The sequence below is a fragment of the Shinella sp. GW821-FHT11G07 genome, from assembly GCF_058808115.1.
Genome location: NZ_JBXARJ010000021.1, coordinates 82312 through 103488, shown reverse-complemented (window position 1 = coordinate 103488; position 21177 = coordinate 82312). Strand labels below are relative to the sequence as shown.

Genomic DNA, 21177 nt, shown 5'->3' with positions numbered 1-21177 from the left:
CGGACCACCGCAGCCAAGCGCTTCATCCCCGCTGGAGGCTAACGTTCCAGCCGGACCACCGCAGCCAAGCGCTTCAAGCCGAGCATGCACTAACATTCCAAACGGATCACCCCGTGGGGGCAGGCCATTTGCACGTACACTCCCGAGGCCGTGTTTTGGGTCAAAGTGACCGTTCGATACCGGAACGCAGCCAGCGGTAATGCTGCAACAGCACCTTCTATTCACTGATAATTAACCACAAAATGCTCTCTTTAAGCGAGGTTTAGTTTTGCGTCCTTTTTAGCCTGCTTATACGGACAAGGACGATGCGCAAATTGCCGGGGTCGAGAAGAAGCCCAAAGCTAACCCTAGTTGCCCCGACTCGCGGAGTTGCTTTTCATCCATCGCCGATTCGGGCGGCTGGCACGCAGTGCCTGTCGTCAAACTCATCCATGCGGGTGCGAACTGGGTACGATCCAGTAGCGAGATGGCCTAATTTGCTGTTGCCGCGCGTTGCGTTACTTGGCTGCCTAATGGCCGGCACCGCATATCCTGTAGTGGCGCAGACTGCCTGGACCGGAGCATCCGGGAACGACGACTGGTTCGACGCCGGAAACTGGGACACCTCGGCCGTGCCGGATGCGTCCACATCTATCGAAGTCAATCCCGGTACTGCAATCATTTCCGGCAACGCTGCCGAAGGCGACAATGTCACCATACGATCTGGCGGCACGGTGACCGTGACGGGGACGGGGTCCACATTGACGACCACGGAAACCCGTACGGATGGCGGGTCGTTCAATATCGAAAACGGCGGCTTGGTCACCAACGGAAACGGCATTGTCGACGGTGTTGTCACCGTGTCGGGGGTTGATGGTAGCGGGAATGCCTCGACCTGGATCAACAACAGCTATTTCTTGGTTGGTGAAGGCGCCACCGGTACACTGAATATCCTCGACGGCGGCAAGGTTGTCGTAAACACGGATGCGGTTCTTGGACAATCTTCCCACGGCGACGCGCTGGTTTCCGGAAACGGTTCATCCTGGGAAAATACAGGACGGCTGACCATCGATAACGGAAGTTTGCGGATTGAGGATGGCGGGCGCGTTTCAAATACCTTGGCTATTATTGGCGACTTGAGTGCCGCGGATGTGGTTGTCACCGGCGGAGTCTCGACATGGGCCAATTCCGGGCAGCTTACCGTCGGCAGTTATGGCGTAGGTTCCATGCGGGTCGAAGACGGCGCCACCGTCACGAGTTCCCAGGGCTATGTGGGAGCCGGTGCCGGCAGCGTCGGAACCGTTACAGTGACGGGAAGTAACTCGAGCTGGGAGATAACGGACTACAACCTCGTCCTGGGGAATTTCGGCGTTGGCTCGATGACCATCGAAGATGGCGCGCGCGTTTTTGCGAAGACGGGCGTCCACCTCGGTATTTCAGCGACAGATGCTAGCGGGACGCTGAGTGTCAACGGCATGCCGGGGGCTCGCGGGATTCTGGAAACGACTGGATTCCAGGGCGGCATAGGAACCGCTGACCTGACAATTGATGGCGGTATTGTGCGCGCTATCGACAATAACGCCTGGTTCTTTTCCAACTACGGCAGTCAGCAGGTGAACCTTGGCGCTGGCGGTGGAATCATCGACACGAATGGTCACAATATCCGCATCGCTCCTGTAATCGTCGGCGTGGGCGGTTTGACCAAGGACGGCCTAGGTACATTGACCCTGACTGGTGAGAACACCTACGACGGCGGCACCACGATAGTCGACGGCACGTTGCAGCTTGGCGACGGGGGGACGACGGGTTCGATCCTTGGCGACGTTACCAATAACGGTATCCTGGCCTTCAACCGCGCGGATTTAGTGACATTCGATGGCGTCATCTCGGGCAGCGGCGCGGTTGAGAAGGCCGGTTCGGGAACCGCGATCCTGACGACAGACAACAGCTATACCGGCGGCACCACGATCACCGCCGGCACGCTCCAACTGGGCGATGGCGACACGACCGGCGGCATCCTCGGAGACGTCGCCAACGACGGTGTGCTGGCATTTAACCGCTCGGACGATGTGATTTTTTCTGGCCTGATCTCGGGCAACGGCGGGATTGAACAGGCCCGCACCGGCAAGACGACGCTGACCGCTGACAATACCTTTGCAGGCAACACCACGATTGCTGACGGCACGTTGCAACTGGGGAATGGCGGCACCACGGGCTCCGTCGCCGGGAATGTTACAAACGACGGTACTCTCGTCTTTGATCGGTCCAACACCTTGGTGTTCGACGGCGTCATCTCGGGCGGCGGAACGATGGTCAAGAACGGTGCCGGTGTGCTGGAACTGACCGCGAACAACAGCTATCTCGGCGCCACTGCTGTGAACACCGGGACCCTTTTGGTCAACGGCGACCAGAGTGCGGCGACCGGACTGACCACGGTAAACAGCGGCGCCACGCTCGGCGGCAGCGGCACGCTGGGCGGCGACGTAACGATCGCCGACGGTGCTGTCCTGGCGCCGGGCAACAGTCCGGGCACCTTGACGATCAATGGCGACCTGTCGCTCGCCAGCGGCGCGACATTGGACTACCAGTTCGGCGCAGCAGGCGTGGTCGGCGGCGCCCTCAACGATTTGGTCAATGTCGGTGGTGACCTGATCCTGGACGGGACGCTCAATGTGTCCGTATCGTCCGGCGGCACCTTCGGCAGCGGCATTTACCGCGTGTTCAACTACGACGGCACGCTGACCGACAACGGACTTGAACTCGGTACGATGCCTTTTGGCAGCGACACCATCGTGCAGACGGCGGTGAACCACCAGGTGAACCTGATCAATACGGCAGGGCTGGACCTGAGTTTCTGGGACGGTGGTGCCGGCGTCAAGAATGACGGGACGATCGATGGTGGCGACGGCGTCTGGCATGTTGGTGGCGCCGACGACAACTGGACCGAGGCGACCGGGACGATCAATGCGCCCTATGAGAACGGCAGCTTCGCCGTCTTTGCCGGCGCGTCCGGCACGGTGACGGTGGACAATAGCGACGGTGCTGTGAAGATTGCGGGCATGCAGTTTGCCACCGATGGCTATGCGGTCACTGGCGATGCGCTGACGCTCGTCGGGCCGCAGGCTACGGTTCGCGTCGGCGACGGGACGGCGACAGGTGCGGGGTACACCGCCACCATCGACGCGGAACTGACCGGCACCAGCCAGCTCGTCAAGACGGATCTTGGCACGCTCGTGCTGCGCGGCACGAACACCTATAGCGGCGGCACGGCGATTAACGGCGGCACGGTGCAGATCGCCTCCGACGCAAATCTTGGCGCGGCCACGGGTGGTTTGTCGTTCGATGGCGGTACGCTCAACACCACTGCCGACATCACCTCCGGCCGCAACGTGGATCTGGCTGGCGCAGGTACATTCCTGACCGACGCAGGCACGACGGCGACGCTCACCGGCAGTGTGAGCGGCATCGGTTCCCTGATCAAGGATGGAGTGGGAAACCTCGTCATCTCCGGCAATGCAACGCAGACCGGCGGCACGACGATCACCGCCGGAACACTGCAGGTGGGCAATGGTGCCACATCGGGGAGCCTCGAGAGTAACGTTACGAACAACGGCATCCTGGCGTTCAACCGCTCCGACGCCATTACCTTCAATGGCACGATCACTGGTAGCGGTTCTCTCAACAAGCTTGGTTCGGGTACAACTACTCTGACCGGCGACAGCCGCTATAGCGGCGGGACCACGATTGTCGACGGCACGCTGGAACTCGGCAACGGCGGCACTACAGGCTCGATCCAAGGCGACGTCACCAACAACGGCATCCTGGCGTTCAACCGCGCGGATGCTGTGACATTCGACGGCGTCATCTGGGGGGCGGGGGGTATCCAACAGATCGGCAACGGGAAGACCATTCTTACTGCCGACAACACTTACACTGGTGGGACCACGATTGCCGACGGCACCTTGGACCTCGGAGACGGTGGCACGACGGGCTCGCTTCTTGGCGACGTGACCAACAACGGCACTCTGGCCTTCAACCGCACGGATGTGGTGACATTCGACGGTGCAATTACCGGAACCGGCGGCATTGACCAGATCGGCATGGGAACCACCATTCTCACGGGCGACAGTTCTGCCCTGACTGGCAGTTCCCAGGTCCAAAAGGGAATTCTATCGGTCAACGGCGTTCTGGGCGGATCGATGGCGGTCAAAGGCGGGCGACTTCAGGGCACTGGACAGGTGGGGGAAACCACTAACTTTGCTGGAGGCACGATTGCACCCGGAGATTCGATCGGCATGCTCACCGTCGCCGGCGATTATGTCGGCCGCGGGGGCACGCTGGAAATCGAGACCGTGCTTGGCGATGACAGTTCCGCCACCGACAAACTGATCGTTACCGGTAACACGTCGGGCAACACAAATGTGCACGTGACCAACCTCGCCGGTGTCGGCGCACAAACCTCCGAAGGCATCAAGATCATCGATGTCGCCGGCGTCTCGGACGGCAGCTTCACGCTTCTCGGGAACTATGTGTTCGAGGGCGACCAGGCGGTGATAGCAGGTGCCTACGCGTATCGCCTTTACCAGGGCGGCGGGAGCACACCCACCGATGGCGATTGGCATCTGCGCTCGGTCCTGAATGCCGAAACTCCCCTCTACCAGCCGCTCACTCCGATCTACGAGGTATATGCAAACGTTCTGCAGAGCTTCAATGAACTTGATACGCTGCAACAACGCCTTGGCAACCGCTCATGGTCCAGCGGCGCGGCCGTGGCGAACTCGGCGGTCGATGCCGACAGTGCCGGAAGCGGCATGTGGGGGCGGATCCTTGGTCGACAGGCTAGCATCGACCCCAGGAAGTCGACTACAGGCGCCAACTACGACGTAGACCTCTGGCAATTGCAGGGCGGGGTCGATAGTGAGCTCTACTCTGGGGATGCAGGTGATCTGATAGGCGGTTTTTCTGTGCGCTACGGCACAATCTCCGCCGATGTGTCTTCGATTTTCGGCGACGGCTCGATCACAAGCACCGGTTTTGGCCTGGATGGGTCGATGACCTGGTACGGGAAAACCGGCTTCTATCTGGATGCCCAGGCGAACGCCACCTGGTACGACAGCGACCTTTTCTCTTCCACAGTGGGTACAAGCCTGACTTCGGGCAATGACGGCTTCGGCTATGCATTCGGACTAGAGGCTGGACAACAGATCGCGCTCGGCGCCAATTGGTCAGTCACCCCGCAGGCACAGCTGACCTATTCGAAAATCGACCACAACGACTTTACCGATCCCTTCGGCGCTGCGGTTTCGCTGAAGGACGCACATAAGCTCAGAGGGCGTCTTGGCATTTCTGCCGACTACGAGAACAGCTGGGCCGACAGCAGCGGCCAGACACGCCGTGTCCACGCCTATGGCATTGCGAACCTCTACTACGACTTACAGTCGAACTCGGATGTCCGGGTTTCCGGCGTCAAGTTCATGACCGAGCAAGAAGCACTTTGGGGTGGCCTCGGTCTAGGGGGCACCTACAGTTGGGGCAATGATAAGTACGCCATTTATGGGGAAGCCACGGTCGACACGAGTCTAAACAACTTCGGGCATAACCATACTCTGACAGGAAGAATGGGTCTGACTGTTAAATTTTAGGTTGCGAATATGCTTGTTGCCCAGACAAAATCTCCTGAGCGGTAAACAGGTTGTGAAAAGGCTCGAATAGCCTCGTGTCATCGACATGGCCGGCAGGAAAAAGCGGTGACATCGCCGATACCTCGCGCCCATCTTGGTAAGATATAAGCGTCCGGAAAGCGACGCCACCGCCACCGTCAGCCTCAATAAAGCCGGAAGCACTGGTGATGCGACGGAGTCATTGCGGCCTGTGGCGACTTCCGGCGTTCACGCCGAGGGGATGGGCTTGCCCGCTCTCCAACGCGGGTTGATAGGCCCCTTATTTTGAAGGAGCGAAGCCTAGCTACATTTTCGGGCGGGCATCGCCCTACCGCTATAGGTCTCCTCATCATGATGACAAATGAATACAGTATTTGGGAGGGCGTTGTGAAACGGGAGGTAATTTGGCCATGTTCGGACCAGCTTCACCCGATATTTACGGACACAGGGTAATCACAGTCTTAGCCATGTGGACGAGGGGCAAGAGTTGATCTTGGTGTGCGGTACGGTATGAGCTATCAGAGCGTCATTGGTCTGCTGAATACCAGTATGTCGGCGATCTTTTGTGTGTCCCTGTTCGTTCTTTGGCTCCATCATAAACACCTTAAATATATTGGCATCTTAGTTCTTTCATATGCGATAAGGGTCCTTTGCTTCGGTATATTCTATTTTGCCTTTGCGTTAGAGAATCCCGTATTGCGGTTGTCGGCTAACGTATTCCTAATGCTAGCAATGATATTGTTGTCCGCCGGGTTGTCCAATCGGCGCGGACGAAGGCCACGCTATGAGATCCTCGTCAGTATCGCGGCAATTGCGTTGGGAGCACTCTATTACCATCAGTTCGTAGCGCTTAGCCTTCTGGCGCGGGTTATTTACCTCAATTGCGGGCTCGCGGCGGTCGGTTTCATCATGCTGCTGGACGTTGCAAAGGCATCATATCGAACTCCGGTTGAGCAAGTGCTGCTTGGCCTTATAATCATTTCGTGTGCGGGTTTCTTGCTCAGGCCTCTTTATTTACTCGCGTCAGGCGCCGAGGTCGGACAGTTCGAGGGAAGTTATTGGCTGGTCGTCTCGATCTCGGATGCTCTTATTTGCGCAATGACGGCGGTTGGCATATTCGCGGTGATCGCAAGCGACGTTATGGAGGGCATGAAATCGGACGCTCAAGTCGACGCTTTGTCCGGGCTACTCAATCGCAGGGGTTTTGAACCCCGTGCGCGCGACGCGTTGGCGAGACAGACCATCAACGCCCCTGTTGCGGTGATCCTGAGCGACCTCGATCACTTTAAATCGATTAACGATCGTTTTGGGCATATCGGCGGCGACAGGATTATCCAAAGCTTTTCAGAAGTCCTCAAAGAAAGAGCCCCGCGTGACGCGATCATTACCCGCCTTGGCGGCGAGGAATTTGCGGTATTGCTTCCACCCGGCAAGGCCACTGCTGCGCACCTTTTAGCCGAAGAGGCTCGGAAGGCATTCAAAGAGGTCGCACCGTCTGTCGTTTCGGGAGAGGCCCAGCCGACGGCCAGTTTTGGAATAGCAATTGCACAGGAGGGCGAGAGCCTCGAAGTGCTCATGGATCGTGCCGATCGCGCTCTTTACCAGGCCAAAGCTGATGGACGTGATTGCGTTCGGCCCGCTGGCCAAAATTCGCGCGCTGGAATGTCGTCCAGTTGAGAAGCTAAATCCAGCTTGCCAACGCTGTGTTGGCTATCGACAGGATCTGACCCAGTTTGCGATTTCACCGCAAGCGCCGAACTGCCCAAAACGACTTTTTGTCAATTGCTTATCCTGGCTCGGGTGGAGCGCCAAATGATGACCGTGTGAAATCTTGCTGATATCGAAATAGAAGAGCTCACCAGGTGTCCTGGACTCCTCGCACGGCCAATAAATTCGCGCAGTGTAATCTCCACGTTCCGCTAAGATGCAGAGACTGCCGCAAAATGTCTGACACAGACTGAAGTGGCGTCGGTTCGAATCCGGTCAAGAGCAGTTTTGCCGGCACTGTAAACTTAAAGAGTTTTGGCCACGTTTATGCGGTGCGGTCGCATTTTATGCAGTTTGAAGGCGGGCGATGTGGCGCCATGCTTGGATGGCGACGGCTCGCAGTTCGCGATGATGGCCAGACGGAATGTCGTGTCGGGGAATGTGAAACAGGTTTGCGATTGGATCGTGGATGGAGGCGAAACGCTGAAGGTGCCGTGCTGACTTGAAGCGTTTCATAATCCTCTCACGCCGCCGGATCGGTTGATGAGAATTCTCCGCTCGATTGTTCAGCCCCTTATGCGAGCGATGCTCGACGCCGGGCATGATTTCCCTCTTGGCAGCATCGTAGGACCTGAGCTTGTCGGGGATCATGACACGCGGTGCAGCCCTTTGTCCTTTCAGCAGTTTGCGCACAAGGCGTTTGGCCGCCTTGGCGTTTCTCCGGCTCTGAACAAGAACGTCGAGCACGAAGCCATCCTGATTGACGGCGCGCCAAAGCCAGTGCTTTTTGCCTGTGATGCTGACGACGACCTCGTCTAGATGCCATTTGTCGCCGAGGCTGCCTACGGACTGCTTGCGAAGCTTGTTGGCGAATTGCCTTCCGAATTTCTCCGCCCCCAGGCGGATCGTCTGGTGTGAGACAATGACACCACGAGCCGCCAGCAGGTCCTCGACCATGCGCAAGCTGAGTGGGAACCGGAAATAGAGCCAGACGGCATGAGCGATCACATCGGCGGGAAATCGATGACGACGGTACAGTGGATCATGGCAACGGGTCATGCCGCATCTTCCCAGATCAATCTCCACAGGCCGTTAAGTTGACGATGCCCTTGAGAGGAATCGAACCGAACAGCCGTTCACCTAAATAATGACGTTAGTGAAATTCATTGCTTTGGCAGCAGATTTATTTCTGCAACGACAGCGAGTAACGGGTATGCCGACGTTCACCCCTACGCATGAGGACACCAATCTCCACGAGCTGCTGTAGGTCGCGTGTCGCTGTTGCGCGTGATGTGTTTGTGATCGAGATGTAGTTTTCTGCACTTAGGCCGCCCTTCAAGCCTGCTGTACCTTCCTTGAAGATGCGCGCGACCACCTTTTCCTGCCGCTCGTTCAGGCGATCTCTAAAACGGTCGTAGAATTTTGCTTTCTGAACGAAGAAATCTATGCGCTCAAGCGTTGCGCGTTGAGCATCCAGGATCGTCTCTGAAAAGAAAATAACCCAATCGGTGATATCAAGCGTGCGTTGGTGCCGCTCAAGCTCGGAATAGTAGGACTTCCGGCTCTTCTCGATCGTAAAGGCGAGGGAAATGAGGCTTGGTTGCCCAATGTTTTCTGCCAGGGATTTTTCGGCGAGCGCGCGCCCAATTCGACCGTTGCCATCCTCGAACGGATGGATGCTTTCAAAGTAAAGATGGCCTACCGCTGCACGCGTCAAAGCTTGAAGTGGCGTCTGTCCACTTGGCCTGGATTGATTGAACCATGTGATGAAGGCCTCCATCTCAATGGCAGCCTGACGAGACGGAGGAGCCTCGAAATGGATTTTGGGCTTATCCAATCGACCTGACACGATCTGCATGGCGTCTTCATGCTTGCGGTAAGCACCAATCGTTTCAATGTATCGATTTCCGGCCATCAACATTGAGTGCCAGTGGAACAATCCCTCATGCTGCAGCGGCACCTGCCAGTTTCGATAGACATCCGCCATCATCTCGGCGATCCCCCGCTCTTGGGGACGAACCTGTCTATCATCGGCGTTGAGCCCGAACTGCCGGCGGAGTGATGTCTGGACACTTACGCGGTCCAGAAACTCACCCTCGATCTCTGAGGTCTTAACCGCCTCGTCGCTTAGCAACTCAATGCGAAGTTGGTTGCTGTCATCCTCGTTGAAATGCCGAACGGCACCAATGACCTCGCCGGCGGACTGCAGGAATTTTTGCTCCAACGGTACCAGACTTGCAGCGTCGTACCTGAAATTTGGCCAGTCGGCATTCTGCCAGTTCCATTTCATGAGCTATAGCCAGCCTTTCTATAGCTCATGGATATTGCCATAAATGAGCTATTGCAAGTCCATCTATCGCTCAGCACCGCATCTGGAAGAGATTTGGGATGAGCCAAGCGAAATCGCAGCCGGAGTGGAGTGCCAAAGAGCTCAGGAAGGCTGTCAAGTCGGCAGGGGTCGCGTTGTGGACCTGGATTGTCGACGACGATACGTTCGTTATGGACGCCAAGGCCTATGAGCTGTGGGATATTCCCATCGAGGAAGACCTTACTTTCGAGCACCTCTCTGCGAAGGTCCATCCCGCCGACCGCGATCGGGGCAGGGCGGCATTCGTCGCAACCCGTGCAGTCGGCGGGCCTTTCGAGATTGATTTTCGTATCATGACCGATGCGTCGGATGTCAGGTGGGTGTCCGCGCGTGGCCAGGGCAACGATGGCGATGTCGAAACGAAGAAAATGACCGGCATTTTTTCTTGACGTAACGGGTCGCAAGCAGGCGGAGGAGGGACTGGGGCGGGGGTGGCCTCGTGGTAACGCTCAGGATGAAGGAAAGCCATCTTGCCGCATGAGAAGCGAGGTCGTGAATTCCTGCCGGGACCAATATAAGTCGCTCCGTATATGTAGGCGCTACCGCTGAAGCATGGATGCAGGTATGTCGAGGGTAACCACCAGGCCATCGACCAGGACGTTTCGCTCGATCTTTCCCATGAGCTGTGCTTCGACGGTCCTTGAGACCATTCTGGTTCCGAATCCCTTTCTGGACGGCGCGTTCGTCACCGGTGGCCGCCAACTTCTCGCCAGACAATGTGGAAGGTGTCACCCTCGCATTGGCACTTCAGATCGATATAGCCATCGAGCAGGGGGCCGGACCTCTGCCGCTGATTTTTGATGACTCCAGAGGATTGGTTGGCTTTGTGAACAACTATACTCTCGTTGCTCGGCTCTTCTTTCTTGAGCAGCCAGCGATCACCATTCGAGCTGACCGCGAATTCCTGTTCGTTTTCCATGACGATATCCTTTTGAGGAGACTGTCGTGCGTTAACCTACAGTTACCGGTTATTTTCTGCGCAGATTGATCTGGCTGGTCACGACAGCTTTTCCAGTTTTTAGGTCCTTATCGACAGTGGTGAGACGCATTCCTGAATCACCAATCTTCTCAATAGTCATTTGCGCGCGTCGGTCCCCGTTGACAGGTTTTGCCCATGTGATGCCGAGATTGATCGCATCACCTTTGCGCTTTCCACCCAGACCAGCGGTGCCTGTCCCCGCGCCGACATACGAGCCGCTGTAGGCGCTTCCGTTTGACTTCAGGTCAGCGCTGATCGCACGAGAGAACACCGCCAGGCTTTTGCAGCGTCCATCGAGTGAGAGTGAATTTGCCGTGGTATTCGACTTGAAACTGCAGGATACGTTCATTGTACGCGAATTTGTACGCACCTTCACGGTACCCTTTCCGCTCCAGCTACCTTGGAGGGATTTTAAGAATACTGTTTCGTCGGCATGAGCCGAGCCTCCGAACAGCGCGAGGGAAACAACGGCGACCGACACTGCCAGAGCATTATTCATTGTCGTGCTTTCGGCTCGCGAAAGACAGAGACTGTCCGGCGAACATGGAGGAAGGTCATACTGCAACCCTCGGCTCTTGGCATAGTTCCATCGCTCATCGGTTCATTCATCGATCAAAAGGAGCCCGATGGCCGATGGAGGAGAACTAACGGTTGACATCTGCGCCGATATGACTATTTTTAGTTTATCGATCTTTTGCTTGCTGAACTTTGGTTGCCGCGCGATTAGCACCGCGCCTGACGAACTTTCCCTCTCAAAATCAATCGCTACCACCATCCGCGAACCTTTGGTTCCGCGGTCGCTTAACATTGCTTTGAAAGGGTTCATCAACATGACCACAGGCACAGTAAAATGGTTCAATTCCACAAAGGGTTTCGGCTTTATCGAGCCGGACAACGGCGGCGCTGACGCCTTCGTTCATATCTCGGCTGTTGAACGCGCTGGAATGCGCGAACTCGTCGAAGGCCAGAAGATCGGCTTCGATCTCGAGCGCGATAACAAGTCGGGCAAAATGTCGGCCTGCAATCTGCAGTCCGCTTAATTGATATCTGCTTCCCTTTGACCACGGATGTACTGGCACTGTCGGAAGCGTAATCAATTTGAGCCAGGCATCTCGCCTGGCTTTTTTCGTTCCGGGTCACCGGTCGAAGCCATCAGGAGTTTCAATGACCGAAACACACAGCAAATCCCGCCAGCGGGCTGAATTCGCGTTTAGCAACGTCCAGTCGCAGTTCTACGCGAAGAATAACGCAGTTGAAGAGCTTGAATCTGAGGCCGAGCGCCGGGACGCCAAGACGTTCAGGCTCAGAGCGGCGCGTTTGGCGCAGGAATTGGCCGACCGAACCTCGGCCACCTCCGCCCTGCTTGCGAAACGAGCCAAAACGCGCTGATCACTGCGCATTATCGATATCAGGATGAAGATTTGAAGAACGCCAGAAACAACGAGCTTACTGACCGACGAGCCGCATCCAAAGAAGCCAAGATTTCTCTTCTTAACGCCTACCGTACAGCACAGACAGTGGCAGAACCATCGAAAGTGGCAAGGCAGGCGGCACGCACGGCCATCGCCTTGGCTCGTGAGGAACGACGCGTTGAGCGCGAGCGGCTCAAGCATGAGGAGCGCACGCGTGTTGAGACGCGCGCAGAACAAGAGCGAGCGGCTGCGCAGGCTGAGGCACTCGCCGAAACCAAAGCTCGCGAGGACGCGGAAAAGGCTAGGATAGCGCGCGTGATCGAAGATGAGGCGGCGCGAAAGGCTGAGCGCGATCGGCGTTACGCGAACCGTAAGGCCAGACAAGCTTAAATTTTGGTATTTTTGCCGCCACCAGATGCTGACACTGCGCCAATCCCACGGCAGGACGATGTTATGCCGTGGCTAGCGAACCTTATAGGAGCTGTCATGGCACCCGATCCGAACGAACTCCAGTCGATCAATACATCCTGGCAAATCGCGATCCAGGAAATCTTACGGATGGTCATCCGAGATATGTACCATGATGGCGGCGAAGCTACCTTCAAGGCCCATATCAAGCGCATCGAAGAAGCGGCCGTCGACAGCATCTATACGGACCTGAGACTCCGGGGCACGGATGAATGGACGGAAGTGCTCGTCAAAGAAAGGGCAAGCAATTTCGTGACGACGCTGCTGACGTCATTCACCTATGACCGAGCGTGAGTCAATTTGCCTGAGCAACTGAACAAACCCGCGATATCAAAAACCAGCTATGAGCTCATCTGGCGGGCCTATTCCCTCAATGGGCCGTTCCGTCGGACGGACGCCGGACCAGGACGCACTCGGTTTAACAAGCCGCAATTCGGATGGCGAGAATGGTCTCGCCGATATCGTCAGGCATACCAAAATCGAATTTCTCTTGTAAGGTGACGGTCACCATTTTTCATGATGTCATGAGAATCTGCGCCGGCATCGTCCGCGGAGCTGGCTTCGTTGACAACCTAGTCGACTGCGACGTGATCGCGTCGGTTTACCATTGGTTGAGTTGATGAGTGAGGCGCCGCGGCAGGGAACATACTTAGGCGTTCCCGGATTAACCATGGAACAATAGGAGATCGATATGCGGCAGTCACACGAAGAGCAACTACGTGCACGCGCCTACGCAATATGGGAACGGGAGGGCTGCCCGGAAGGAATGGCTGACGAACACTGGGCTCTGGCGGTCAGAGAGATGGACGGACAGCCTGCTCCTAAGAAAGATCAAGGTCCATGGCGTACTCCTCAAGAAGGGGCGCCCCCCGGTGCAACGAGATAGGCTCGAGTCAGGAAATTATGCCTACGGTGCTAGGTAGGGGACTTATTCAAGTTCTTGTCAAGATTGGATGATTCTGTTTCGGAATGGGTCATGGGGCATGGAGGAAACTATGCGCGATCTCTTCTGGCTATCGGATGACGCCTGGGCGGCATTGGAGCCGCACTTGCCGAAGAACCAGCCGGGCAAACCCCGGGTAGATGACCGACGTGTCATCAGTGGCATCCTGCACATCCTGAAAACGGGAGCGCGCTGGCGGGACGTGCCACCGCAATACGGTCCGGCGAAAACGATCTATAACCGGTATGCCCGATGGGCGCGGCGCGGTATCTGGCAGCGCATCTTCGCCAAGGTAGCCGCTGCCGGATCGATCCCTGATGAACTGATGCTCGACAGCTCTCATGTGAAAGCTCACCGCTCTGCATCCGGCGGGAAAGGGGGGAGTGGACGCAAGCGGTTGGGGTCTCGCGTGGCGGGAGAACAACGAAAATCCATTGTATGGCCGATACTTGCGGCCGGATCGTTGCCGTCGCCCTGACGCCAGGAAACATCGCGGACATCTCCATGGCCCAGCCCATGCTGGAAGTTATCTCACCGACCCGCCGCCTGATCGCCGACAAGGCCTACGATGCCGATCGGCTGCGGCTTTGGCTCGACCAACGAGGGATCGAGGCCGTCATCCCCGGGCGGGCGAGTCGTGACGTAACTTACCCGCTCAATCGGGCTGCCTACAGGCGTCGCAACATCATTGAGCGCATGTTTGGCAGACTCAAGAACTGGAAGCGCATCGCAACGCGATACGACCGCCTCGCTGTCCACTATCTCGCCGCCATTGCCCTTGTTGCTCTTGCGACGCAGTGGCTTAAATGAGTCCCCTACCTAGCGTCAGGCTCGTTTATCACAGCGAGAAGATGACGGTTGCCGCATAGCGAGGCTCAGAAGAAGAGAGTCGGACATCATCGTAGCGAATGGCGACGCACCTAATCCAGCATCTACTGCACCTTGGGGAGGTCATCGACAAGGGCAGCTGCGGCGGTAAAATCGCTGATCTGGGCGGCGGATATGAAGAAGCTGAGCGGTCGGCCATTCGCATCTGAGAGACCATGCAGCTTCGTGCTCATGCCGCCCTTGGTGCGCCATTTGCCGTCCAAGCCCCCTTTTTTACGTGTCGGCTTGAGGCGGTGTGATGCCTTCAAAGCCGTTGCGTCAATCATGAAGCTCTTCGGATCTGCGATTCAACGGCAAGACCTTCCATCATTCAGCCAAACACGCCCATAACACCCCACCGCGTCCAACGGCTATAGAGCGTCCTGCGCGGCCCGTATTCCCGGGATATCCCGCCACCGCAAGCCATTGCGATTGACAAAAATGATCCCCACCCAGGACACGGCGGTCATCAACCCGGGGGTTGCCGTGGCTCTCTTCGGAAAATATGGTGCAAGCTGAGCCGCTTGCTCTTCCGTCAGCCAGTAAAGATCGCTCATGATCAGTCTCCTTGCCGAGTCTGAACCACTTCCGATGCATCAAATCAATGGAGCCTGATCCTACGCTGGGGCGCTAGACATGAGTTAGAATGACGAAGAGTTGGCATCAGTGTTTTCGCAAGTGGAGTGATGTCAGAAGCGTTGTGACGGATTTATATGCCCTTTCCTTGACGAGCAATTCAGTCCATTCGTTCGTTCCACGCAACATCAAAACGGCATGCCGCGCGCAGCGAAGGCCTGGTTGAAGTTCTGAAAAAGGCAAATATAACATCAAGGCTATCCTCCTCGGACGATGCGTGTCATCGAATGTTAAATTTGCGCCTCACTATGCACCGGGAGTCCAGCATGCCCAAACCGAAAAAGCCGACTGTCGTAAGTACCGGAATTGCTGGCCTCAATGAAATTCTGCGCGGTGGGCTGCCAGCATCGAACCTCTACATGTTGCAGGGGGCTCCGGGTTCCGGCAAGACGACAGCTGCGTTGCAGTTCTTGCGGGCCGGCGTCGACGCAGGCGAGAGTTGCATCTATATTACGCTGTCGCAGACAGCTGCGGAACTGGAGGCCATCGCCATTTCGCACGGGTGGACACTCGACGGGATTCGCGTCGAGGAGATGTCCACCTCAGGTACAGTCAATGAGGCAGACGACCAGAGCATATTTCTGACCGCTGATCTTCGCCTGGACGAGACACGGAAAGCGATCGAAGCGGCGATCGAAGAGCATAAACCCCGCCGCCTCGTTTACGATTCGCTGCTTGAGATCCGCCTGATCACCGGCGACTCTCCACGTTTCCGCCGTGAATTGATCAGCTTCAAGTCGTTTCTGGCAAAACGTAACGTCGTGGCACTGTTGTTGGATACTCAGACAGCCGGCTCCGACCGCAGTGGCGAGGAAGTCGAAGGGGTTGCCCACGGTGTGATCCGGTTTGACAAGTCGCTGGAAGAATACGGCGGCGTGCGCAGGCGGATCGAGATCTCAAAGATGCGGGGCGTACCGATTGCCGACGGTTATCATGACATGGCGATTCGTGAGGGCGAAGGCGTCGTTGTCTTTCCTCGCATTATGCTGAGCACCGCCTCAGAGACCGCCAAACCACAGTTGATCAAGTCTGGCGTCGCCGAGCTCGACGAAATGTTCGGAGGCGGCCAAGAGGCTGGAACGACGACGCTGGTCATCGGCCAGTCCGGCACTGGCAAATCGACTATGTCATCCCTCTATGCAACGGCAGCGCTCGAGCGTGGCGAGAACGTCGCGCTATTTTTGTTTGAGGAGCGCCTGGAAACATTCTTCCGTCGTTCCGAAGGTTTGGGGATGGAACTGAGGCAGTTCCACAAGGATGGAAAGCTGATTCTACGCGACTTCAATCCGAATGAAATATCGCCCGGCGAATTCGGACGAATTGTGCAGGATGCGGTCACACAGAATAAGTCGCGCGTCGTTGTGATCGACAGTTTGACCGGGTATCTGAATTCCCTGCCGCACCGTGAAAAGGCAGTTCGCGATATTCAGTCGCTGCTGAAATACCTAGCCCGCTCGGGTGTCCTCACCATGCTCATTGTCGCGCAACATGGTCTTATCGGCCAGAATGTAGGCATCGATGTGGATGTGAGCTTCCTTGGCGACACAGTTCTTCTACTACGGATCATGGAGCACGAAGGGCGCCTTCGCCGAAACATAACTGTGGTCAAGAAGCGTCACGGACCGCACGACCTGAATGTTCGAGAACTCCTTATCGAGAGCGGGAGCGTCAGCGTGATTCCCTACAACCCCCTTCCCGATTCCAAATGAATACAACGCAGTCCGAAAGCGAGCTGGATTCCGTACTTGTCGTCGCCCCCTTTCGCAGGGATGCCGACTATATCGCTGCATTCCTTCGCGAACAGAACATCGAGGTCACGGCCGCCAAAGCGGACGATGATCTCGTTGAGCATCTCAGTCTGTCGCCCGGCGTCATAGTGATCACACACGAAGCGCTCAATCCGGATATGGTTACAAAGGTTGCCGCTCACATAGAAGAACAGCCCGATTGGTCGGAAGTGCCAATCATTGTCCTGCTGGAGCGCGGGGCCCCGATTGCAAGAATTCGCAGCCAGCTGCAGAAGTTGTGGCCGGAGTCCCGCCTCTTGTTTCATACGCGCCCTATCGCGCCGCTAGAGCTTGTGAACGGCGTTCATTCAAATCTCCTGGTGCGGCTGCGGCAACGCCAGGTTCGCGATTCCATCGAGCGTGAACGAGAGCTGCGGCTGGAGCTGAACCATCGTGTAAAAAACATCTTGGCGAGCGTCAGCTCTATATTCCAGATGACGCGGCGCGGGGCGACAACAGTCGAAGACCTGTCAAGCGATTTCACCGGCCGGCTGCGGGCTCTCTCCAACGTACATACAGCCGTTTTTGAAGCAGGCGGCGAAGAGGTGTCGTTGGCAGCGGTCGTGGACCTGACGATTTCGCCTTACAACAGCGATGGCATGAGCCGCATCGCCGTAAGGGGGCGCGATGTTGTTGTTACCAGAGAAGCCGGCACAACGATCGCGCTGTGCCTTCATGAGCTTATCACAAACGCGATCAAGTACGGCGCACTCTCCCAGCCCAACGGGCATGTGGACATCATTTGGGCAATCTCCAAGACACGCAGCCCGGAATTTTCTCTCGAATGGGTTGAGGCTGGAGGCCCCCCTGTGCGCGAACCGACGCGGCAGGGCTATGGCATCCGGTATGTGCGTTCGGCATTGGGATCGTTACTAGGCACGGTTCCCGAGGTCTTTTTTGCTCCGACTGGTTTTCAATGTTGCGTAGCTGGCCCTTTGATCCGAATTTCTCCGCACCACACTTGAGGTCGAAACATCGCTGCAGTGCCAACGTAAGTCATTTAGTCTGCCGCGTCGAAAAAACACCTTTGAGCCGAGGATCAATCTTTCGTTCCGCGCGTTATTCGTGTTCTTCTAAACTATAAAAGACATGTCCACGGCGCGCACGAGGGAGACCGTGAAGGATGGGAGATAGCCGGGTTACGGTCCTCGTCGTGGAGGATGAGACACTTGTCCGAATGGATATTGCGATGTCTCTCGAGGGCGAGAGTTTTTCCGTATTCGAAGCTTCAAATGCCGACGAGGCGATCGCGATTTTGAGTGTCCACCCTGAGATCAGGCTGATGTTTACCTATATCGACATGCCCGGTAGTATGGATGGCTTAAAGCTGGCCGAGGCCGTTCGAGACAGGTGGCCGCCCGTGAAAATCATAGTTGCATCGGGCCACCGCGACCTGAGTGACCAGGTTCTGCCGGTCAAAGGCAAGTTTTTCAGCAAGCCTTATGATCACGCTAGCGTCATCACGACGATGCGGGAAATGCTGGCCGTGGCCTAGGCACACGCCAGCAAAGGGACAAGCGCGCCTTTCCTTATTTAATGTCTCAGAATTACACGCCCGCGCTGGCTCGAGGCGCATGCGCCGTCTTTCTCGACGGCCGTGCGACTGACACGCAGCGCATTGCCCAGAAGGCCGCCGATTTCAGCTTTCGAGCCGACCCCGGCAATGATTGTGGTATTTTCCTTCTCGATCGCCGCGTCCTTGGCCCGGCGGCCCGGCCGAGGCTAGTGAGCATTAGGTTTCGTGCCTGATGCCTACGTCTTCTCAAAGGCCGTACCGCCCAACGGAATGTGACGTACGTGAGTATCTCTCAAGGCGAGCGCCGAAGCCAGGAACCGTCACAGCCGCAAACTTAAGCCCGCCGTGTTGCCAGTGCCTCGCCCTCGACATCTTCAGCAGTGAATAGACGTGGTTTGCCGGACTGCCGTGGATCAGCTAGCCCGCGAAATGGCTACAAGGGAAAATAAACGGTCTTTCAGATTTGCACCTCGCCCAACCGCCATGAAATTAGACCCAGCCGCCGAGTTCCCGGCGCACGACTTTTTCCAGCACGGCCATGCCTTCGGGCGAGTCATTCAGACAGGGAATGTGCGTGAATTTCTCGCCGCCATTGTGGTGGAAGCTTTCCGCAGCCTGCTCGGCGATCTCTTCCAGCGTCTCCAAGCAGTCGGAAACGAAGCCGGGATTGAGCACGGCGATGCGCTTAATGCCGTCCTGCGCGAGTTTTTCCACGGTCTTGTCCGTGTAGGGCTGCAGCCATTCTTCCGGTCCGAAGCGGGACTGGAAGGTGATCATCAGCTTCTCTTCGGACCAGCCGAGCCGTTCGCGCAGCAGGCGCGTGGTCTTCTGGCACTGGCAGTAATAGGGGTCGCCCTTCTCGAAGTAGCTCTTCGGAATGCCGTGGAAGGAGGTGAGCACCCGCTCCGGCTCCCAGTCGAGCGTCGCCAGATGTTTTTCGATCGAGACGGCGAGCGCGTCGATATAGGCCGGATCGTCGTGATAGGGCGGCACGGTGCGAAGCGCCGGCTGCCAGCGCAGCTTGAGCAGCGTCTCGAAGGCCTTGTCGTTGACGGTTGCGGTGGTCGCTGCCGCATATTGCGGATAGAGCGGGAAGACCAGGATGCGCTCACAACCCTGTTTCTGGAGGTAGTCCATGCGGGACGCGATCGACGGCTGGCCGTAGCGCATGGCCCAGTCGACGACGACCTCGGAATGTTCGGCGAGCGCCTTTGCCATCAACTCGGCCTGGCTGCGCGTATAGGTGCGCAGAAAGCTCTCGTTCTTTTCCTTGTTCCAGATCGTCTCATAGGCCTTGCCGACCTTGCCGGGGCGGGTGTTGAGCACGATACCGAACAGGATCGGATACCAGGCGAAGCGCGACCATTCGATCACGCGCCGGTCCATCAGGAATTCCTTCAGGTAGCGGCGCATGGAGGTGTAGTCCGTGCCGTCAGGCGTGCCGAGATTGACGAGCAGCACGCCCACCTTGCCGTGCTTGACGGGCGGGTGCATTGCCCCGATTTGTACTGACACCGTTTTCACTACGTTTGTGCTATTCATTTCAAATCTGGTAACTCTTAAGGGCAGGCATGCTGCCTTCTTGATCAGGGTCTGTTAGGTTTCAGTTTTCTCAAAGACATAGAGGCCAACGTCAATGGTCTCCGCCTTGAAGCCGGCGGCGCAATAACACAGATAGTAGTCCCATAGACGGGAGAACTCATCGGAATAGCCCATTGCTTTGATCTTGGGCCACGCTCCCAGGAAGCATTTTCGCCATTCGAGAAGCGTCCGCTGATAGTCCATACCGAAATGTTCGGATTGCGCTAATTTGAGTCCCACGCGCGCGGCCTGTGCCTGGATGATGCTTTTGGTCGGAAGCATGCCACCGGGAAAGATATGACTCTGAATGAAGTCTGCCGCACCACGATAAGCAGCAAAGCGGTTCTCATCGATTGTAATGACCTGAAGGACTGCGCGACCGTCCGGCTGAAGCCGTTGCCGCAGCGTGTTGAAGAATACGGGCCAGTAGGCCTCTCCAACTGCTTCCAACATCTCAATCGAGACGATCCGGTCATACGTGCCCGCAACATCCCTATAGTCTTTCAACTGGAGACTGACCGTTTCCTGCAGCTCTTCAGCCCGAATGCATTCTGTCGCGAATTCCAGTTGCTCGGATGATAGCGTGACACCGAACACCGTCGCACCTCCATGGCCCAGCCTCGCGGCAAGCGCTCCCCAGCCGCAGCCGATCTCCAGAACGCGCTCCCCGCCTTTGAGGACTAGCAATTCTTCAACCCGATTGATTTTTGCCAATTGGGCCTCCTCCAGGCTCAGGGTCGGTTCCGTGTAGAGTGCTGACGAATAGGTCATGCTCGGATCGAGCCACTCTTTGTAGAAGGCGTTGCCGAGGTCGTAATGATAGGTGATGTTCTTTCGGCTGCCTGTCTTGCTGTTTGCGCGAAAGAGATGACGAAGCCGATTCAACAACCTGGCGGCCGCATAGCCCGATATTCTCCCATCGAGCATGGCAATGTTGCGTGCAGCCAGTTCCAGAAAGGATTCCAGATCCGGTGTCGTCCAGTCCCCGTCGATATAGGCCTCTGCGAAGCCAAGATCGCCACCTGTCACAAGCCGGCTGATGGCACGCCACTTGTGAATGATGATCGTCGCCGAAGGCCCCGACTTGGTTCCGTTGTGCTCAACTCGCTCGCCGGAGGGCAGAATAACGGTGATTTTCCCGATATTTATCGAGACAACTAAGGCGTGTACTGCACGCGCGAGAAAGCCGCCCCGACTTGTATTCCTGTTGACGCCTCTTCTCAGTATTTTTGTCAGGCTTACCACTATATATTCCTGAAAAATCTTAATTGTTG

The 21177-nt window shown here is 56.7% G+C and carries 16 protein-coding genes and 6 pseudogenes; 14 read left to right on the top strand and 8 right to left on the bottom strand.

Translation table 11 applies throughout. The features are described from left to right. Positions 1-305: 305 nt before the first annotated feature. From AC1RT2_RS29385 to AC1RT2_RS29370, 4 genes and pseudogenes are all read left to right on the top strand, one after another. A pseudogene (locus AC1RT2_RS29385) lies at positions 306-2369 on the top strand (autotransporter-associated beta strand repeat-containing protein); the annotation flags it as partial. Positions 2370-2912: 543 nt separating this feature from the next. Continuing rightward, positions 2913-3758: pseudogene (locus tag AC1RT2_RS29380) on the top strand (autotransporter-associated beta strand repeat-containing protein); the annotation flags it as partial. A gap of 66 nt (positions 3759-3824) precedes the next feature. Next, positions 3825-5621, top strand: a complete 1797-nt coding sequence (locus AC1RT2_RS29375) for an autotransporter family protein (protein WP_493107662.1) — start codon at positions 3825-3827, stop codon at positions 5619-5621. Between the two features lie 528 nt (positions 5622-6149). Further along, on the top strand, positions 6150-7316 hold the full coding sequence (locus tag AC1RT2_RS29370) for a GGDEF domain-containing protein (RefSeq protein WP_493107652.1): 1167 nt from the start codon (positions 6150-6152) through the stop codon (positions 7314-7316). Positions 7317-7691: 375 nt separating this feature from the next. Here AC1RT2_RS29370 and AC1RT2_RS29365 read toward each other — a convergent pair whose 3' ends face one another. Continuing rightward, on the bottom strand, positions 7692-8405 hold the full coding sequence (locus AC1RT2_RS29365; RefSeq protein WP_493107650.1) for an IS6 family transposase: 714 nt from the start codon (positions 8403-8405) through the stop codon (positions 7692-7694). Positions 8406-8529: 124 nt separating this feature from the next. Continuing rightward, positions 8530-9636 carry a Fic family protein gene (locus AC1RT2_RS29360; protein WP_493107648.1) on the bottom strand — a complete coding sequence of 369 codons (1107 nt, stop codon included), beginning with the start codon at positions 9634-9636 and terminating at the stop codon, positions 8530-8532. Positions 9637-9734: 98 nt separating this feature from the next. Here AC1RT2_RS29360 and AC1RT2_RS29355 point away from each other — a divergent pair. Further along, positions 9735-10134, top strand: a pseudogene (locus AC1RT2_RS29355) (PAS domain-containing protein); the annotation flags it as partial. A gap of 265 nt (positions 10135-10399) precedes the next feature. On the opposite strand, the gene AC1RT2_RS29350 reads toward AC1RT2_RS29355, so the two are convergent. Together AC1RT2_RS29350 and AC1RT2_RS29345 are read right to left on the bottom strand one after the other, a co-directional pair. Beyond that, positions 10400-10633, bottom strand: a complete 234-nt coding sequence (locus AC1RT2_RS29350) for a hypothetical protein (protein WP_493107646.1) — start codon at positions 10631-10633, stop codon at positions 10400-10402. Between the two features lie 49 nt (positions 10634-10682). Beyond that, a complete protein-coding gene (locus AC1RT2_RS29345; protein WP_493107644.1) occupies positions 10683-11192 on the bottom strand; it encodes a hypothetical protein in 510 nt (169 codons plus the stop codon). A 331-nt stretch (positions 11193-11523) separates the two neighbouring features. Between AC1RT2_RS29345 and AC1RT2_RS29340 the strand changes: the two genes are divergently transcribed. The 6 genes and pseudogenes from AC1RT2_RS29340 (at position 11524) to AC1RT2_RS29315 (ending at position 14326) form a co-directional block, all read left to right on the top strand. After that, positions 11524-11733, top strand: coding sequence for a cold-shock protein (locus AC1RT2_RS29340; RefSeq protein ID WP_493107660.1), 210 nt, complete (start codon positions 11524-11526; stop codon positions 11731-11733). A gap of 124 nt (positions 11734-11857) precedes the next feature. After that, positions 11858-12082 carry a hypothetical protein gene (locus tag AC1RT2_RS29335; RefSeq protein ID WP_493107642.1) on the top strand — a complete coding sequence of 75 codons (225 nt, stop codon included), beginning with the start codon at positions 11858-11860 and terminating at the stop codon, positions 12080-12082. 32 nt (positions 12083-12114) lie between these two features. After that, the gene (locus AC1RT2_RS29330; RefSeq protein ID WP_493107640.1) at positions 12115-12495 is read left to right on the top strand and encodes a DUF6481 family protein; all 381 of its coding nucleotides are present in this window, start codon (positions 12115-12117) and stop codon (positions 12493-12495) included. Positions 12496-12591: 96 nt separating this feature from the next. After that, entirely contained in the window at positions 12592-12867 is a 276-nt protein-coding gene (locus AC1RT2_RS29325; RefSeq protein WP_257950960.1) for a hypothetical protein, read from the top strand. A 397-nt stretch (positions 12868-13264) separates the two neighbouring features. After that, positions 13265-13459, top strand: a complete 195-nt coding sequence (locus AC1RT2_RS29320) for a DUF2934 domain-containing protein (protein WP_493107637.1) — start codon at positions 13265-13267, stop codon at positions 13457-13459. Positions 13460-13526: 67 nt separating this feature from the next. Further along, positions 13527-14326 (top strand): annotated as a pseudogene (locus AC1RT2_RS29315) (IS5 family transposase). 131 nt (positions 14327-14457) lie between these two features. On the opposite strand, the pseudogene AC1RT2_RS29310 reads toward AC1RT2_RS29315, so the two are convergent. After that, a pseudogene (locus AC1RT2_RS29310) lies at positions 14458-14940 on the bottom strand (IS5 family transposase); the annotation flags it as partial. Positions 14941-15285: 345 nt separating this feature from the next. Between AC1RT2_RS29310 and AC1RT2_RS29305 the strand changes: the two are divergent. From AC1RT2_RS29305 to AC1RT2_RS29295, 3 genes are all read left to right on the top strand, one after another. Continuing rightward, positions 15286-16728, top strand: coding sequence for a DUF7125 family protein (locus AC1RT2_RS29305; RefSeq protein WP_493107635.1), 1443 nt, complete (start codon positions 15286-15288; stop codon positions 16726-16728). Continuing rightward, positions 16725-17771, top strand: coding sequence for a sensor histidine kinase (locus AC1RT2_RS29300; protein WP_493107633.1), 1047 nt, complete (start codon positions 16725-16727; stop codon positions 17769-17771). Before AC1RT2_RS29305 ends, AC1RT2_RS29300 begins: the two co-directional genes overlap by 4 nt. Positions 17772-17929: 158 nt before the next feature. Then, on the top strand, positions 17930-18301 hold the full coding sequence (locus tag AC1RT2_RS29295) for a response regulator (protein ID WP_493107631.1): 372 nt from the start codon (positions 17930-17932) through the stop codon (positions 18299-18301). Between the two features lie 134 nt (positions 18302-18435). On the opposite strand, the pseudogene groEL reads toward AC1RT2_RS29295, so the two are convergent. The 3 genes and pseudogenes from groEL to AC1RT2_RS29280 all read right to left on the bottom strand — a co-directional run. Next, a pseudogene (gene groEL, locus AC1RT2_RS29290) lies at positions 18436-18728 on the bottom strand (chaperonin GroEL); the annotation flags it as partial. Between the two features lie 83 nt (positions 18729-18811). Then, a complete protein-coding gene (gene hemH, locus AC1RT2_RS29285) occupies positions 18812-19816 on the bottom strand; it encodes a ferrochelatase (RefSeq protein WP_493107629.1) in 1005 nt (334 codons plus the stop codon). A gap of 102 nt (positions 19817-19918) precedes the next feature. Continuing rightward, a complete protein-coding gene (locus tag AC1RT2_RS29280) occupies positions 19919-21148 on the bottom strand; it encodes a class I SAM-dependent methyltransferase (RefSeq protein ID WP_493107627.1) in 1230 nt (409 codons plus the stop codon). Positions 21149-21177: the final 29 nt, after the last annotated feature.